Raw genomic sequence first — 16,858 nt, 5'->3', positions numbered from 1 at the left:
TAACTGCGACACGCCTATAAAAAAGGGAAGGGTAACTATTATCCCTCCCTTTTTTATAGGTCCATATTTTCGTGGGCAAGACGCGCACTTGCAATACAGTCCTAGTTTTTAGCGCGCTGTTAATGCTATCTTACAAGGTATTATTTGAGCATAATATTATAGTATTATAATAGCCACCCTGCGTACTTCCTTATTTTAGATGAGTCCTTCTATGCGTCTATCCGCTTTTAAACGACCAACAAACCCAGTGATGTCAACCTCTATCAAGCCTGTCAACGTTAAGTCTGCGCTTATGATTGGTCTCGTCGGTTTAGGTAGCGTCAGTCTATCCGCACAAGCGGCTACTCAGGCGGCCGTTACCGTACCTGTCGATACCAGTGTCAGTAGTCCTACAGCAGGCATACAGCTTATTAGTTTAAAAGATGATGCAGTGGCAGTAGAGAATGGTACTGATGACTTATCTGAGGTAGACGATATGTTGGATGCTGCTGATCAAGCCGATCAAGCCGATCAAGCTGATGACTGGATAGACAATGTACCTGATGCCAGCGCTCTAGATATCGACTCAGACTATAACGATTCAAACGAGATAACTACGGATATTCCCGCCGAAGTTGCCGAGGTTTCTTTAAATGCTATTGCACCTGAGACTTTAAAGACCTTTGTTGCTGTTGTGGATCTAGTACGGCGTGAATATGTTGAGGCGGTCAACGATGAGGAACTGTTTATAAATGCCATGAGTGGCATGTTGACCAAGCTTGACAGTCATGCTGAGTTTTTAGATGCCGAGGCCTATGAAAACCTACGGGCTTTTACTCAAGGGGATGTGGGTGATATCGGATTGACAGCCACGTATCAACCGAAGAGAGGTTACTGGGTCATTACCGAGGTGATTACTGACTCGCCTGCTGATAAAAAAGGCATTGCTATTGGTGATTATTTGCATCAAATCGATGACTTTAAGCTAGATGAAAATAAGCAATCTAATGATATCAAGCAGCTGCTGACCGGTATTGCAGGCACGCAAGTGGATGTGGTGGTCTCAAAAGCAGGTCGCCGCAAACGTACCACTACCTTACAACGCAACAATGCTCATCCTCAGGCTATCGAAACCCAACTGATTGATGGTGTTGCCATTATTAGGCTACCGGCCTTTCAAAATAACAGTCGCGAGCAAATCTTACAAAGCTTGATTGGCTTAGATGCGCCCGTTACTGGTATCTTGCTAGATATGCGTGACAATCCTGGTGGTGTACTGACTTCAGCCGTAAAAGTAGCCAGCTTATTTATGACCGATACCGATGTAGTGCAAGTAAAAGGTCGCCAAAGCGCCCCGCGTACCTTGTCGACCCAAGGCACTGCAGTACTTAAACCATTGCCAGTTGTCGTCCTACAAAATCGCTATTCGGCATCAGCCGCTGAAGTGCTGGCAAGTAGCTTACAGGCACAAAAGCGGGCGACTATCGTAGGCGAGATCAGTTATGGTAAAGGCTCGGTACAGTCGGTAATACCGCTCAATGATGAGCAGGCTGTTAAGCTTACCGTCGCCAACTATCTGACTGCCGCTGGCAAAAAAATAGATAAAATTGGCGTGCAGCCCGATGTGCGCTTATCGGGTAATGAGAGTACCTGGGAGCAGCAAGCGCTCAATTTACTTCGCCAACAAGTGCAGTCTTCGGGACTTCGTTTCGTGCGACAAGACCCGTTAAAATAAAACCATCCCTATATTCACAATCGGTACACTCAAAACTACTTACCATGTTGATCTTCAGCGATATCAAGCTTTTTCATCCGATAGCGTAAGGAGCGAAAAGTGGTGCCTAGCAGCTCTGCTGCTTGGGTCTTATTCCAGTCAGTCTGTTTAAGCGCCGTAATAATCAGATGTTTTTCTTGGTCCTGTAAGTACGCTGCCAAGCCTTTTAGGGGTAACTCACCGTCAAACGATAATTCGCTGTCAGAGCTGCCTACTACCTGTGGATTATCTTCCGTTCGAACAATAGCGCTAGCCGCTGGTCTTTGTTCAAATGAGTCAGTTAAATGCTCAGAGGGCTTTGCTGGACCAGCCGCCGAGCTCTGAACTTTAGAGATCGCAGCAGTATGATTATCGGCAATCGTCTTTTCACCATGCCTTGTGGTCTCATAATCGATGCTAAGCTCAGGTAGCCCTAGGTGACTGATATCAATCGTTGAGGTTTCAGCTAGCGTCACTGCGCGCTCAAGGACATTACGCAGCTCGCGGACATTACCAGCAAACCCATGATTCTGTAATCGCAGGCAAGCGTCTGCCGTTAACGACGGCGGCGTACCAAGTTGCCATTCTTCAGTAATGAGCGCCAAAAAATGTTGGGCTAAGACTGGAATATCCTCACGACGGGCATTAAGAGTGGGCAGCTTAAGCTCAATAACGTTGATACGGTAGTACAAATCTTGTCGGAATGTACCCTCTTGTACCAGTTGATTTAAGTCTTTATGAGTCGCTGACAGGATACGAGTATCTACTGGCACCTCTTTTGTGTCGCCAATAGCTCGTACGGTTTTTTCTTGAATAGCGCGCAGCAGTTTAACCTGCATTGCCAGTGGCAAGTCTGCAACTTCATCCAAGAATAAAGTACCGCCATTGGCCTGCTGAAACAAACCTTGTTTGTCCGCAAAGGCACCGGTAAAGCTGCCTTTTTTATGACCAAAAAACTCTGATTCCATCAATTCCGTAGGTATTGCACCACAGTTCACCGGTACAAAATTGCCGTCTCGGCGCGGACTCAAATCATGAATCAATCTCGCTACCACCTCTTTACCGGTCCCTGAAGCACCAGATAAAAATACCGGCGCTTGTGAGCGTGCTAGTTTCAAAATAGTGTGTTTAAGGGTTTGCATGACTGCCGAATCACCGATCAGACGGCTGTCTAGCATCTGCTGTTCAGGTGATCCTTCAGTAGGTACTTCTGTACTATAATCTTGATGGATAACCTTAAGAGCATTTTCGACCAACTGGCGTAAACGGGGGAGTTCGAGTGGTTTATTGACGAAGTCAAACGCGCCAAGTTTTAGCGCCTCAATAGCCAAATCCATATTGCCATAGGCAGTAATGACGGCTACTGGGGTGCTAGAGCTGTTACTAATCTGCTTGACCAACTCCAGCCCTGAACCATCAGGCAGCTTTAAATCGGTCAAACAAAAGTCATAATGATTGTCTTGCCAGTATGATTTTGCTTGCGATAAAGTGTAAGCCACGTCGCTTTTAATACCCATCTTGGTTAGGGTAATTTGCATCAGCCGGCATAAATCCACTTCATCATCGACGACTAGCGCAGTTTTTGTCATACATAACCTCAGTGTGTTCATTGCTACAAGTGACGTTCTTTTATCAAGTGATGCTCTTTCGTATTGAATGAATCATATATCTATATGAGTGCTCTATTCAAATAAGTGCTCTATAGTTAAAATACCTTAAAAACGCGACGGTACTGCTGGTTAAAAAATTAGTGAGCATTAGTTATTAATGGCTGCAGTATCAGCAGCAGGCGCCACTAAGCGAAAGCAGGTCTTTTTATGCTCAGGAACATAAAGTAGGCGGGCTTGATTGGCCTCACAAAATGATTGAGATAAATACAGTCCTAAACCTGTCCCCGACTTACCGGTAGTAAAAAATGGATTGAATAAATGCAGCAAATTAGCAGTGCTAACACCAGTGCCATTATCTAACACGTCAACTATAACATCGTTCTCAGCACAATAAATCTCGATTTCTACATAAGCATGAGGGTGAGCGTAGCTACTATGGCGTAAGCCATTGTTAATTAGGTTGATTAAAATCTGCTCTAACTGGTGGGTATCAAACAGTATGATTGGTTGTGTGTGCATGCGTAAGAAAACGTCGTGGTCTCGAAAATAATTATCCAAGAATAGTGGTATCCACTCAGCCAGCACTAGGGTTTGTTGCTTAGGCATCTGCTGCCGAGATAGCTTTAACACATTCTCAATAATATGATTGACCCGCTTAGTTTGGGCAAAGATCATTTTATAAAGCTCATGGTTGCCAGTTAGCTCACTAGTATGATTGCTATCAGCATGAGCATCACGGGCTGCTGCATTGATGTTGCCACTTGTAGTATCAGAAGCAATATTATTATCTGTAACCCTTTCTACGACCTCTTCCATTAATAGCTGACTGGCTTGGGAAATGGCCGCTAGAGGATTCCTTATTTCATGAGCAATACTGGCGGTTAACTGTCCAAGTGACGCTAATTTTAATTGCTGAGCGCTGGCCTGTTCACGGCGCAAATCTTCTAATATCACCAGCTGGCTGTAATCCTTCAAAGGGATGATCTGTACGCGCAGTTTACCGACTACTGAAGCGCTGGCCGCCGCGGGTAACTCATAAGTAAAGGTACGTGATTGACCAATTGCGACTGACAAGCAGCCGTCAAGCAGTTGAGGATGCTGCTCAGCGAGCTGTTGTTGAAAGGCAGATAATAGACTGCTGTCAGTATCTGTTTGTTGATCGTCATTCTGATTTTGTGCCGACTTGTCCTGAACAGTAGGGTAGATATCAGAATCGGCTACTGTTTTGGTAAGTATCTCGCTAGCAGCGTCAGGCAGCGACAGCAGTAAGTGTTTAGGGATGCTCAGTAGTTGGTAGGTGGCAAGGTTTGCTAAGATGATCTGTTGTCTATCGATTACTATGACCCCATTGACCATTTGACTGATGACTTCTTGGTTGAGGTCATGAAGTCGCGCGACCTCTTTAGCGTGGTGTGCAGCCACCCTTTCAGCGTGTACCAAGCGCTGCGAGATAGACCAGCTTAAAAATCCCACTGCCAAAAAGCTTGCTGACATCAGCAATGCATCACCTAAGTTGGACAAACTCATGCTATTGGCGATAGCATAAAAAAACTGCTGATAAATGACAAAGATAATGGCGAGCAGGGTGATAACTAGCGCTTGTGAGCTGTGTAGCATCATAAAGCTCGCCGCTACTACTACCATGTACAGCATAGTGAGCTGTAGATCAGGCGCGCCCTTGGTATAAAGCAGTAGACTTAATATAATGACATCTAGCGCCAGTCCAAAAGCGAGCTGCCGCCGTAACTGTTTGGTAGCCACATAAAACAACCCCAGCATAATTAAGCTGAGTAATACATAAAAACTAAGCACGGTTTGCTGCAATAAGCTCGGCAGTAGCAAACTGCCATCATTGTTGGTGGTGACATACACCGTCAACATAAAAAAGATGCTGATGATAAACCGATAACTGCTATAAATTAACCCAATCCGGCGTAACTGCGATGCGGGCAAGGTATTAACTTGTTGCAAATAGGTGGTAAGGGCCGTGATGGTTTTTACAGCGACTTTCATAAATTGACTCAAACAATAAGGATACCTACCAAGTGTTCAACACGCCCTAAGTATTAGGAATTTAGTTTACGGTTGGATTAAGCCATGACGTATCGCTAAATGAGTCAATTTCACATCACTATCGACATTGACCTTTTCATAAATACGGTAGCGATAAGTGTTAATGGTTTTGACACTGACAAATAATTGATCCGCAATTTCCTGTGGGCTTTGACAATTAACCACCATCAACGCGACCTGTTTTTCGCGATCACTTAATAAATCAAAAGGGGAGGTGGCATTATCTGATAACAGCACTTCGGCCAGCTGCTCGGCCACGTCCTGACTAAAATAACGCCCGCCTTGATAGACTTTTTTGACGGCTATTAACATCTCATCCAGTGGGGTACCCTTGGTGATGTAACCATTAACGCCCGCTTTGAGGAGCATCGATGGATAAGGCTGTGCGGACATACTACTTACTGCCAAAATCTTAATGCCCATATCCAGTTGTACCAAGCGTTTGGTTGCTTCAATGCCACCGATATTAGGCATGTTGACATCCAGTAACACCACATCAGGGCGCAGCTGTTTGGCCAACTTGATAGCCATGTCGCCACTGTCTGCTTCGCCCACTACCTCAATATCAGCACTATCAGCCAACATACGACTGATGCCCATTCGCACCAGATCATGATCATCTACTACTAATACTCGAATCATAGGTATACTCTTTGCTATCTGACAAAATGGAAGCTATGTCATTAAAGTGAATCATTAAAGTGAATCATTAAAGTGAATCATTAAAGTGAATCTACTTCAACTAATGTTTGTAATTCATACAAACCATGTAAATATTGGTACTTCACCTAAGCAATAGCCATGCTGCTACTGACTTTACACTATGATGAGGTAATTGTGAGCGTATTTGGCTGGAAAATTATTATATATTGCTTGAATGTTAGTTAATCTTGCTTGAAACTAAAGCAAGTGTAGCAAACATTGAACAGAATCAAAAAAATGCTATGAAATTGGTGCAGCGGATCAAACTTAAATGCAAATCATGATACACTAAAAATACAAATACTCTATATGAGTCTCTACAAACACATTCATACAAGCTAGGTATGTTATCAGCGTCAAGCTATTTGTAACCGACGTGATATCGACAGCAGGGGGAAGAATGAAGCATCTACCATTAACCAAACAGCAAGTAACCGCTGCACTGATTTCGTTGAGTTTGGGCAGTGTTGCACAAGCGGCACTTACTATTAATGGTAGCGCTGAAGCTAACTCTAGTGCTCGCATGAGCTGGGGTGGTGCTGATAGCTTGTCAGAAGCACGCAATATTATGTATACGCCCAGTGGTTCCGCTATCAAAAAAGTCGATAATGGCTACGGTACTACTAATGTTACCAATGCGAACAGTTATGGTAGCGGCAGTAATAGCAACAGCAGTAATAGTTATAATAACACTAATACCTATAACACCACCTATCGTGGCAGTTTTGGCAGCAGTGATATGTTACCGATCAGCACTGATTCGCGCAGCGTAGTCGTGATTGATGTGGAAACTGGCAAGTCGATATACGAAAAAGATGCGGACATTGCTCGTCCTATGGCATCGATCACTAAGCTTATGACCGCCATGGTAGTATTAGATAGCGGACAAGATATGCGCCAAGAGATTACCCTGGTGCCCAGTGATTTTGTGGGTCCAAAGCGTGCCAGCTCAAATCTGAAGTCAGGTGATCGCATGAACCGTGCTGAGGTGCTGTTAATGACCTTAATGAAATCAGAAAACCCTGCGGCAAAAACCTTAGCCCGTAATTATCCAGGTGGCTACGATGCCTTTATGCGTGCGATGAACCGTAAAGCGCAAGATTTAGGGATGAGTAGCGCTTTTTTTGGTGATCCAACCGGTCTTGATGCTCGTAACGTTGCTTCATCAAATGATTTGGTCAAAATGGTACGTGCTGCTGGCAACTATGATGTCATCCGCCGTTTTTCTACCACCAAAAGCTATGACTTCTTCGTGGGTAATAACTCTAGCGGTAACCGCACTTATAAAGCTAACAATACCAGCAGCCTAGTACGTTCTGGTGACTATCCAATTGGTATCTCAAAAACAGGTTTTATCAATGAAGCGGGTCGTTGTGTGGTCATGGAAACTCGGGTTAACAATCGTCCAGCCATTATTGTTATCCTAGGCGCTAACAGTTCAGCAACGCGTTGGGGCGATGCTAAAAACATCTTAAGTAGCTTAGCAACTCGCCGTACAGTTTAAATAAAATTTTTATAAATATTTATGATGTTATTTCCCCCATAAAAATTACGTCGTAACGTAAATAAAAAGGCTGTTATCTGCTATAACGGTCTTTTTTTTGCTCAGAGTTTGAGGATATTCATATGGCTAAACCCCTAACGCTAGTACCCGTGCCTAAGTTGTATTTACTTACCAATGATGACGAGTTTGAGTTGCTCTACCGCAAGCTCGAGACTGCCTTGGCCACAGGATTGATAGGATTATTACAGATTCGGCGCAAACAAGTACTCGCAATGCCAAATGGACAAACATTGCTATATGACGAAGCGGTGAAAATTGTGGCATTGGCCGCAGAATATAACGTGCCAGTAGTAATAAATGATGACCTCACATTGGCAGCTCAGCTGGGAGTTGGGGTACATTTAGGACAGCAGGACGGCAGTATTAGTCAGGCAAAACAGCAATTAATGCCCAATACGATTATTGGACGGACTTGTCATGGTAATGTGGATTTAGTAAAAGCAGCGCAAGACGACGGTGCGAGCTATGCGGCAATGGGAGCGGTATTTGCCTCCACTACCAAACCGAATGCCAATACCCTCTCGCGCTCGCAGCTTATCGATGGCTGTCAGCAAGGTAGGGATAACAGTGTTAATAAAAGCATTGATATGTGTGTGATTGGGGGTCTAACTGCCGAGAATATCGGACAGCTAGCAGGCTTACCGATTACTTATATTGCGGTTGTGGGTGATATTATGGATTTACCGCTTGATAGGATTACTAAGCGTTGTCAAGAGTGGCAGCAGGCGCTTGCCGAATGGCAATCACCTGCTTAATATCTTAAATTCAACACGCTCTAAATCCAGTAACTGTTTGAAAAGTGACTGTTTGAAAAGTGACTGTTTAGCAAGTAACTGTCGCTAAAATACCTTAAAAACGCGACGGCACTGCTGGTATGAGCTTTTTGCAGCCTCTGTCTGCGTAGGCACAGCAAGCAAGAAAAACGTATGCCAGCAGTAGGTTATGTATCGATATTACTTTTCATTGACTATATTTAAAAAGTGACTGGCTTAAGCAAGCAGCAATGGTTTTTATAATGCATGGGTTATGCGTTAAGGTTAAAAACTATTCAGCATGATCCATACACAAGGTGGCGTAGGGGACGGCTTCCAAACGTTGGGGCTGAATATCTTTACCACATACTTCGCATTCCCCATAAGTCCCGTTTGCAATAATGCTTAGCGCATTTTTAACATAAATAAGGTTTTGGTGTGCTTCAGCTGCTAGTAGTTGGCGGGTATCATTCTGACGAATAGAGATTGCCTGGTCTTCCCAGTCTTTATTGAGCTCATCCTGCGGATTTTGAATGTCATTTTTTATTTTCTCAATGCGGGTCTCATACTCTTCTTGTAGTGTTAATAGTTTCTGTTTGGCAGCATCTAAGTCAACGCTCATAATGATCTCCTGATCGCTTTTAATAAATTATTGTGGAAAGGATTGTTGTTATTGTCTACTGTTCTATCATAAGGGCGGTAGTGACTGAGTACCACCACGAAATGTTACTGGGTTTTTTAATTAATTTTGGCTGATTTATCTCTACAGTCGACAACTGATTTTTTGGTTTTAACAATAGTCTTAAGAATTTGAGATTGGGCTACCTCTATACTTAAAGCCACGGCTAAAGTTTATAGCAGCTTGCCTATAGAGCTTTGATAGCAATTTGATAGGGCTTTAATAGCAATTTGATAGAGCTTTGATAGCAATTTGATAGGATCTTGGTAGAAAGCTGATAGAATGCAGCGGCTATTGTTTGCTACTAAATATTTTTGATAAAATTACCCATCAAAAAGCTAACAATAAGAACCAATTCATAAAGACCACTTAACGAAGATAAAACATTAAAAATTAATAGATAGATTGAGACCTAGCATAGGAGCAGGTAATGAATTTTTTGCGTATGAGCGAGTTGGTTTTAGCCGGCAAAGTGGTATTAATTCGCGAAGATCTAAATGTACCTATCAAAGGCGGCAAGATTACTAGTGATGCCCGTTTGCAAGCCAGTTTGCCGTCCATTAAAATGGCGCTAGACAAGGGTGCGGCAGTAATTATCTGCTCGCATTTAGGTCGTCCAACTGAAGGCACGCCCGAAGCGCAATATTCATTGGCCCCTGTTGCTGAGTATTTAACAGATAAGCTAGGGGCGCAGTTAACCCAGCCAGTGACGCTTGACCGCGATTATCTCACTCAAGGGGTAACCATCAAGGCCGGCGAGGTAGTACTGTTAGAAAATGTTCGCTTTAACCAAGGTGAAAAGAACAATGATACCGTGCTCGCACAACTATACGCTGATTTATGCGACATATTTGTGATGGATGCCTTTGGCACCGCTCATCGTGCGCAGGCCTCAACGGAAGGCGTTACTCAAGCGATGCGTCAAGCGGATAAAACGGTGTGCGCAGGCCCTTTATTAGCCGCCGAGCTAGATGCATTAAGTAAAGCCCTAGAAGCGCCAGCGCAGCCGATGCTGGCTATTGTTGGGGGCTCAAAAGTATCGACTAAACTTGAAGTCTTACACAGTCTAGCAGCGCTTTGTACGCAAATTATTGTTGGTGGTGGCATTGCCAATACTTTCTTAGCGGCACAAGGTCATAGTGTTGGCGCCTCCTTGTATGAGGCAGACTTGGTTGATACTGCCCGTCAAATCATGCAAAAAACGGAGATCTTATTGCCTGAGTATGTCGTGGTTGCTGATAAAAATGACATTGACTTTACTGACTTTATTGGCTCCTTGCAACAGGTAACCGCCACTGTCAAAGCTGTTGATGCTATCGGCGAACATGATATGATTTTAGATATTGCACCGCAGAGTGCTGCCATATTAGCCGAGGCTATTGCTCATGCAAAAACCATCTTATGGAATGGGCCGGTTGGGGTTTTTGAAGTAGATGCCTTTGGTGCTGGCACTCAAATTGTGGCGACTGCAGTCAAGAATAGTGAGGGCTTCTCGATCGCTGGTGGCGGCGATACACTAGCGGCGATTGACAAGTATCAAGTGGCCGATGGGGTCAGTTATATGTCAACGGGTGGTGGTGCGTTCTTAGAGTTCGTAGAAGGCAAAACCTTACCAGCAGTGGCGGCATTGCAAATGAGTGACCAGTAACTTTACAGTACTTATTGATTCAGTAACATTACGCTTACAACCTGTACTAAATATATAAGTTAGGCTGTAAAGCTCTACCATGGTGAATAGTTAGCGCTTATAGGGTGAAAGGGTTATAGTTAGAAAGCTAGCTTATCAATCCAAAAGCTAATATATAACGACTATTATTAAGTCGTTATTATTTGTTAATATACTAAAAACTGTTATTGCATGTCTTATTTGCACTCTATAAAATAGCGCCACCATGTATTTTGACATGCATTATTTACTAGAGGTTTATTATGTTAAAACGTCATTTGTTACTTGCTAGCGTGCTTGCTGGTACCTTCGCAGTCACTGCATGCAGCCAACAAACTGAAGAACAAGCAGAAGCCACCGCCGCAGAAGCTGTAGATACTGCTGAGTCAGCTGGTGATGATATTGCCGCTAACACTGCAGCCGCTACTGCTGAAGCTGAAGCTGCAGCACAAGATGCTGGTACTGAGCTTGCTGATGGTGCCCAAACTGCTGGCGCGGCTGCTACTGGTGCGGTTGCAAACACCGGCGACGCAATTGCCGATGGTGCTAACACTGCAGTTGCCAATACCGCTGAAGCCGTCGCTAATGGTGCTAACTCTGTTGCTGAGGGTGCCACTGATGTAGCGAACAACGCAGAAGAAAAAGTACCTGCAGATCAACAGTACTAATTCTAAAAAGTTACTAATTCCAAAAGTTACTAATTCCAAAAATTTACTGGTTTTAAATAGTAACTGGTTTTAAATAGTAACTTTAGTGGTATTAAGAAAATAATTAATAGTGATATGTCGTAGACACTAACATTTATTAAACCACGTAGTGTTTATTAACTATCCTAGTAATAATTTTATTAGCGTACAAAATATCTAAAGAGCCTTGGTGATTACCAAGGCTTTTTTGTGTTTTATATTGTAATTATTATAGGATAGGGTAACAGGCTTGGGCTTTTATTCTGAACTGATTATTGTGAACTGACTATATGGAAGCTCTTATAAGTGATGGAGAACGATTCAGACAGATAAATAGCCCCGTAACAGCTGCGAAGAGTAGGTAGTTTTGTTATAATCACTGCGTACTGACGACTATCAAAGATCATGGCATCTTTTATGGACTTATAGTCGTAAAACTATTTTTAAACAGTGTTTTTAGACAGTCATTAGCAAACCCTGTGTGCAAAAATTATTTTTAAAATTCAACTAGAGAGCGTGTTATGGCCTTAATTTCTTTACGTCAACTTTTAGATCATGCCGCTGAGCACAGCTACGGTGTTCCTGCTTTTAACGTCAATAACCTAGAGCAGATGCGAGCGATCATGATGGCAGCCGATGCTTGTGATTCACCAGTGATAGTCCAAGCCAGCGCGGGCGCACGCGGTTATGCGGGGTCGGCTTTTTTACGTCACTTAATCAGCGCCGCTATTGAAGAATGGCCACATATTCCGGTAGTGATGCATCAAGACCATGGCATGTCACCTGCGGTCTGCCAGCGTTCAATCCAGTTAGGTTTTTCATCAGTGATGATGGATGGTTCACTCGGTGAAGACGGTAAAACCCCAATGGATTATGACTACAATGCTAGTGTGACTCGCGAAGTGGTTAAGTTTTCGCATGCTTGCGGCGTGTCGGTAGAAGGCGAGATTGGTTGTTTGGGTAGTCTGGAAACTGGCTTGGCTGGCGAAGAAGACGGTTCTGGCGCAGAAGGCGTGCTCGGTCATGAGCAGTTATTAACCAGTGCAGACGAAGCAGAACAGTTTGTAAAAGACACCAACGTTGATGCCTTAGCCATAGCTATTGGTACCAGTCATGGTGCCTATAAGTTTACCCGTCCACCGACAGGTGATATTTTATCTATTGAGCGGGTAAAAGAGATTCATGCGCGTATTCCAAATACTCACCTAGTCATGCATGGCTCTTCGTCAGTGCCACAAGAATGGCTAAAAATTATTAATGAATATGGTGGTGATATTGGCGAAACTTACGGTGTGCCAGTTGAGCAAATCGTGGAAGCGATTAAGCATGGTGTCCGCAAAGTGAACATCGATACTGATCTACGTCTAGCGTCAACAGCTGCTATTCGTCAGCATTTAGCGCACAACCCCAGCAACTTTGATCCTCGTAAGTACTTCAAAGCCTCAATGGTGGCAATGTCCGATATCTGTACCAATCGTTTTGAAGCGTTCGGCTCTGCGGGTCAAGCACATAAAATTCGCCCAATTAGTCTCGAAAGCATGGTTGATTTTTATCAGTAAGTTAACGTAGCGAACCTCTTGAGTTGGTTCATGAAGCTCTGTAGATTATCGTAATACAGTGAATCGAATCTCAAAATGTTACAGTGTTACTGGTATAAATTTTTTGTAGTCTCGAGACACGCTTGCGAACAGCAGGTAAGAAGATTTGCAGCAGTAGCACGCTGTTACAGACGTCTATTTTTTATTCTGAAGCAACTATAGCAGCTCATTTTATTATTTATGATAGGTGATGATTATGATAGGACTGATCACTGGACAGGTGCAATATTTGATGGCACCTACTGCCTGTATCATGACCACCTCTGGAGTAGGTTATGATGTTGAGCTGCCATTGCCTTCGTTTTGCCAGTTACGCGTGGATGAGCCCGCGAGAATTTGGACTCATTTACATGTCCGCGAAGACGCGCAGCTGCTGTTTGGCTTTATCGATCGTAAAGAGCGTGACGTCTTTCGACAGTTGATCAAGATCAATGGGGTCGGCGCTAAAATGGCGCTGGCTATGCTGTCGGCTATGTCGGCTGCAGAGTTAAAGATGCATGTTGAGCAAGATTCAGAAACGGCGTTGATGCGTATTCCAGGTATCGGTAAAAAAACCGCTCAGCGTTTATTAATTGAGCTAAAAGACAAGCTCAAAAATATTGAAGTCGATGACAGTAATTTGGAGTTTGCTACCCAATCAGCGCCGGTTTCTCACGAAAGCAGTATTATTGCTGAAGTAGAAGGCGCGCTAATTAGCTTGGGCTATAAAGAAAAAGAAGCCCAGCAAGCGATTAAAGCTGCCAAGAATAATGGGACTGTTTTTGAAGACACGCAGGGACTATTAAAGGCCACCCTTCAACAGCTCTCTGGCTTTTAAGTAAGTCCCGCAATTTTTATAAGCTTTGCTGTATATTGTCTCTGCCTTTAATATATAGTTAAAATACCTTAAAAACGCGACGGTACTGCTGGTATACGCTTTTTGCAGCCTCTGTCTGCGTAGGCACAGCAAGCAAGAAAAACTTATACCTAGCAGTATGTTATGTATCGATATTACTTTTCATTGACTATAGCGATAAAATATATGACACAAGATCGCTTGATTAATCCTTTGGAAGGGGCAAGTGACGCTCCTGATGCCAACATTCGTCCCTCATCTCTAGCTGAGTATATTGGTCAGCCGGTCGTGCGCGAGCAAATGGAAGTCTTTATTGAGGCGGCACGTGCGCGCGATGAAGCGCTGGATCATACCCTTATCTTTGGTCCTCCTGGCTTAGGTAAGACTACCCTTGCCAATATTATCGCTCGCGAGATGGGCGGCAATCTACGCTCTACGTCTGGACCGGTACTAGAGCGTGCAGGCGACTTGGCCGCGATGTTGACCAACTTGGAAGCGGGCGATATCCTTTTTATCGATGAAATTCACCGTTTGAGCCCAGTAATCGAAGAGATACTCTATCCTGCGATGGAAGATTTTCAGCTGGATATTATGATTGGTGAAGGGCCGGCGGCTCGCTCTATCAAGCTTGATCTGCCACCATTTACCTTAGTGGCAGCAACCACGCGAGCAGGATTATTAACCTCGCCATTACGAGATCGTTTTGGTATTGTTCAGCGTCTTGAATTTTATAATATAGCTGATTTGACTACTATTGTCAGTCGCGCTGCGCGTCTGATGCGGGTGACGATGAGCGAGGATGGCGCGGTCGAGATTGCTCGCCGGGCACGTGGTACACCAAGGATTGCCAATCGCTTATTACGCCGTGTGCGTGATTATGCTCAAGTAAGAGGTGATGGTCGGATCAACAGCGATATTGCTGGTAGTGCTCTTGATATGCTAGCGGTCGATCGGCGTGGTCTTGACCATTTAGATCGGCGTTATATTGAAATCTTGCACGAACGCTTTGATGGTGGTCCTGCTGGCGTCGAGGCGGTAGCAGCAGCCATGGCTGAAGATCGTGGCACGCTCGAGGACGTGATTGAACCTTATCTTATACAACAAGGCTATGTGCTGCGTACTGCGCGTGGACGGATGTTGACACAGATGGCTATTGATCAGATGTGAGAATATTCATCTTAATTTATAGATGTGGATACAAACAGCTCTCACAAACCAAGTCATTTTAAGCCGCTTTCATTACCCCAAAATACGCCAAACTACCATCAGTAGCGCTAAAATATAAAAGACTGGCGAGAGCCAACCGACCACTTGGGTGGCAATGGCAATGAACAGTCCAAATCCTGCTAGCGCTATCCAGTCACGGCGTCGGTCATTGAGCATATCAGCGCGTATCTGTTGTATCTCACGCAATTGACTGTCTTGGCGTGAGCCTTGAGAGGCTAGGCTCTGCAAGCTTTGATCCAGTAGCTTTGGAATATCGGTCGCGGACAATAAAATCTCCGGCAGCTGCGCGCGTAGCTGTTGTAAATTACGCATCGGATCCAGCTGTTCTTTAATCCAGCTGCTTAAAATCGGTTTGGCTAATGACCAAATATCTAGATCGGGATATAGGTCGCGTCCCAGTCCCTCGACATGCACCAAAGTCTTGAGCAGCAGCATCAGTTGCGGTGGAATGCTCATATGATGACGGCGAGCAATGTCCAAAATTTGCATTAACACACCGGCAAAGTCTATCTCATTAATGGATTTCTTTAGCATAGGGCCAACGGTACGGCTCATATCACGCATCAAGGCATGCTTATTACTATTGGGCGGTATCCAGCCCGCGCGGCTGACGATATCAACCACAGCGGTAAAGTTATTATTCATTACTGCCAGTAGCATCCGCGCTACAATCAGCTGATCATCCTTTGATAAGGTGCCCATAATGGCGCAATCAAGACCGATGTAGCGTGGCTCACGTCCCAAATCAACAGCCACCATGTCAGCGGTGTTCGCTGTGACTGGCGGAGTCTCTACGAACACATTGCCCGGATGCATATCGGCATGAAAGAAATTATCACGAAAGACTTGGGTAAAAAATATAGTTAAGCCTTTTTCGGCTAAAATAGCGCGATCATAACCGAGTTGGTCAAAGATCTGTGTTTGTGAAATTGGCACGCCCTGAATACGCTCCATCACCATGACATTTTTGGCAGCGTCATAGACTTCAGGGACGTACATTAAGCCTGAACCCAAGAAGTTATTACGCATCTGCGTGGTGTTTTCTGCCTCAAGTGTTAAATCCAACTCATTAAGCATTACTTGCCGATAGTCTTCGACAATGGCAATGATATGTATCGCGCGCGCCGCTTCTACCCGTGCCGACACCCAATTGGCCAGTTCACGTAGTAGCTCAAAGTCTGCAACAATGGTGGTGCGAATATCAGGACGGACGACTTTTACCACCACTTCACGACCATCGTTTAGGGCGGCGGTATGCACTTGCGCAATCGAGGCTGCCGCTAACGGCTTTACGTCAAAACGGGCAAATAAAGTGTCAATAGACTGACCAAGGCCATGCTTAGAATCTTGAATTTGAGTGATAGCAATATCAACATCGAAGGGTTTGACTTTATCTTGTAGCTGAATTAACTGGGTGATGATTTCAGGCGATACCAGGTCACGACGGGTAGAGAGCAGTTGCCCGAGCTTTAAAAACAAGGTGCCCATGTCTTCTAAGGCATATTTAATCGCGTTTGGCTGATGCTTTTTACCCCAAGCTGCTGGGTGTAGACGAATTAAGCGCGCAAGCGGTTGTAGCTGCGGCGCGTCTTCAACGGAAAAGTGAGTGTCAATGCGGTAGCTGGCGGCAATGCGCCAAAGCTCAAGTAGACGGGCGCGATGAGATAGTAGCATAGGCGATAGACACTCTAAGTGGTTATTTTATATCGTTAATCTGTATAGATATTCTAGATA

13 protein-coding genes are annotated in these 16,858 nt (G+C 44.3%); 8 read left to right on the top strand and 5 right to left on the bottom strand.

Annotation, left to right across the window (positions count from 1 at the left end; all coding sequences use genetic code 11):
* Nucleotides 1-211 precede the first annotated feature (211 nt).
* Nucleotides 212-1,714 (top strand): S41 family peptidase, encoded by a 1,503-nt coding sequence (locus H4W00_RS11185; protein WP_334684961.1) that lies wholly within the window; start codon nucleotides 212-214, stop codon nucleotides 1,712-1,714.
* Nucleotides 1,715-1,749: 35 nt separating this feature from the next.
* Here the strand turns inward: H4W00_RS11185 and H4W00_RS11180 are convergent, their stop codons facing one another.
* The 3 genes from H4W00_RS11180 to H4W00_RS11170 form a co-directional block, all read right to left on the bottom strand.
* The gene (locus H4W00_RS11180) at nucleotides 1,750-3,321 is read right to left on the bottom strand and encodes a sigma-54-dependent transcriptional regulator (RefSeq protein WP_209958246.1); all 1,572 of its coding nucleotides are present in this window, start codon (nucleotides 3,319-3,321) and stop codon (nucleotides 1,750-1,752) included.
* 168 nt (nucleotides 3,322-3,489) lie between these two features.
* A complete protein-coding gene (locus H4W00_RS11175; RefSeq protein WP_209958244.1) occupies nucleotides 3,490-5,355 on the bottom strand; it encodes a sensor histidine kinase in 1,866 nt (621 codons plus the stop codon).
* Between the two features lie 66 nt (nucleotides 5,356-5,421).
* A complete protein-coding gene (locus H4W00_RS11170) occupies nucleotides 5,422-6,057 on the bottom strand; it encodes a response regulator (RefSeq protein ID WP_209958242.1) in 636 nt (211 codons plus the stop codon).
* A 460-nt stretch (nucleotides 6,058-6,517) separates the two neighbouring features.
* Between H4W00_RS11170 and H4W00_RS11165 the strand changes: the two genes are divergently transcribed.
* Together H4W00_RS11165 and H4W00_RS11160 are read left to right on the top strand one after the other, a co-directional pair.
* The gene (locus H4W00_RS11165) at nucleotides 6,518-7,621 is read left to right on the top strand and encodes a D-alanyl-D-alanine carboxypeptidase family protein (RefSeq protein ID WP_209958239.1); all 1,104 of its coding nucleotides are present in this window, start codon (nucleotides 6,518-6,520) and stop codon (nucleotides 7,619-7,621) included.
* Nucleotides 7,622-7,743: 122 nt separating this feature from the next.
* Nucleotides 7,744-8,436, top strand: coding sequence for a thiamine phosphate synthase (locus H4W00_RS11160; RefSeq protein ID WP_209958237.1), 693 nt, complete (start codon nucleotides 7,744-7,746; stop codon nucleotides 8,434-8,436).
* A gap of 289 nt (nucleotides 8,437-8,725) precedes the next feature.
* On the opposite strand, the gene H4W00_RS11155 is transcribed toward H4W00_RS11160, so the two are convergent.
* Entirely contained in the window at nucleotides 8,726-9,055 is a 330-nt protein-coding gene (locus tag H4W00_RS11155) for a TraR/DksA family transcriptional regulator (protein WP_209958235.1), read from the bottom strand.
* A gap of 487 nt (nucleotides 9,056-9,542) precedes the next feature.
* Between H4W00_RS11155 and H4W00_RS11150 the strand changes: the two genes are divergently transcribed.
* The 5 genes from H4W00_RS11150 to ruvB all read left to right on the top strand — a co-directional run bounded on the left by H4W00_RS11150 (nucleotide 9,543) and on the right by ruvB (nucleotide 15,064).
* A complete protein-coding gene (locus tag H4W00_RS11150; RefSeq protein ID WP_209958234.1) occupies nucleotides 9,543-10,760 on the top strand; it encodes a phosphoglycerate kinase in 1,218 nt (405 codons plus the stop codon).
* A gap of 281 nt (nucleotides 10,761-11,041) precedes the next feature.
* Nucleotides 11,042-11,446: a hypothetical protein gene (locus tag H4W00_RS11145; RefSeq protein ID WP_209958232.1), complete on the top strand. Its 405-nt coding sequence runs from the start codon at nucleotides 11,042-11,044 to the stop codon at nucleotides 11,444-11,446.
* 539 nt (nucleotides 11,447-11,985) lie between these two features.
* Nucleotides 11,986-13,023, top strand: coding sequence for a class II fructose-bisphosphate aldolase (gene fba, locus H4W00_RS11140; protein WP_209958230.1), 1,038 nt, complete (start codon nucleotides 11,986-11,988; stop codon nucleotides 13,021-13,023).
* A 235-nt stretch (nucleotides 13,024-13,258) separates the two neighbouring features.
* Entirely contained in the window at nucleotides 13,259-13,879 is a 621-nt protein-coding gene (gene ruvA, locus H4W00_RS11135; protein WP_209958228.1) for a Holliday junction branch migration protein RuvA, read from the top strand.
* A 204-nt stretch (nucleotides 13,880-14,083) separates the two neighbouring features.
* Entirely contained in the window at nucleotides 14,084-15,064 is a 981-nt protein-coding gene (ruvB, locus tag H4W00_RS11130; protein WP_209958226.1) for a Holliday junction branch migration DNA helicase RuvB, read from the top strand.
* Between the two features lie 72 nt (nucleotides 15,065-15,136).
* On the opposite strand, the gene H4W00_RS11125 is transcribed toward ruvB, so the two are convergent.
* Nucleotides 15,137-16,798 carry an ABC1 kinase family protein gene (locus tag H4W00_RS11125; protein WP_209958223.1) on the bottom strand — a complete coding sequence of 554 codons (1,662 nt, stop codon included), beginning with the start codon at nucleotides 16,796-16,798 and terminating at the stop codon, nucleotides 15,137-15,139.
* Between the last annotated feature and the right edge of the window lie 60 nt (nucleotides 16,799-16,858).

This window comes from Psychrobacter sp. PL19 (assembly GCF_017875835.1).
Classification (GTDB): domain Bacteria; phylum Pseudomonadota; class Gammaproteobacteria; order Pseudomonadales; family Moraxellaceae; genus Psychrobacter.
Note: the sequence above shows the minus strand (reverse complement) of the source record. Positions and strands in the feature narration are given on the sequence as shown.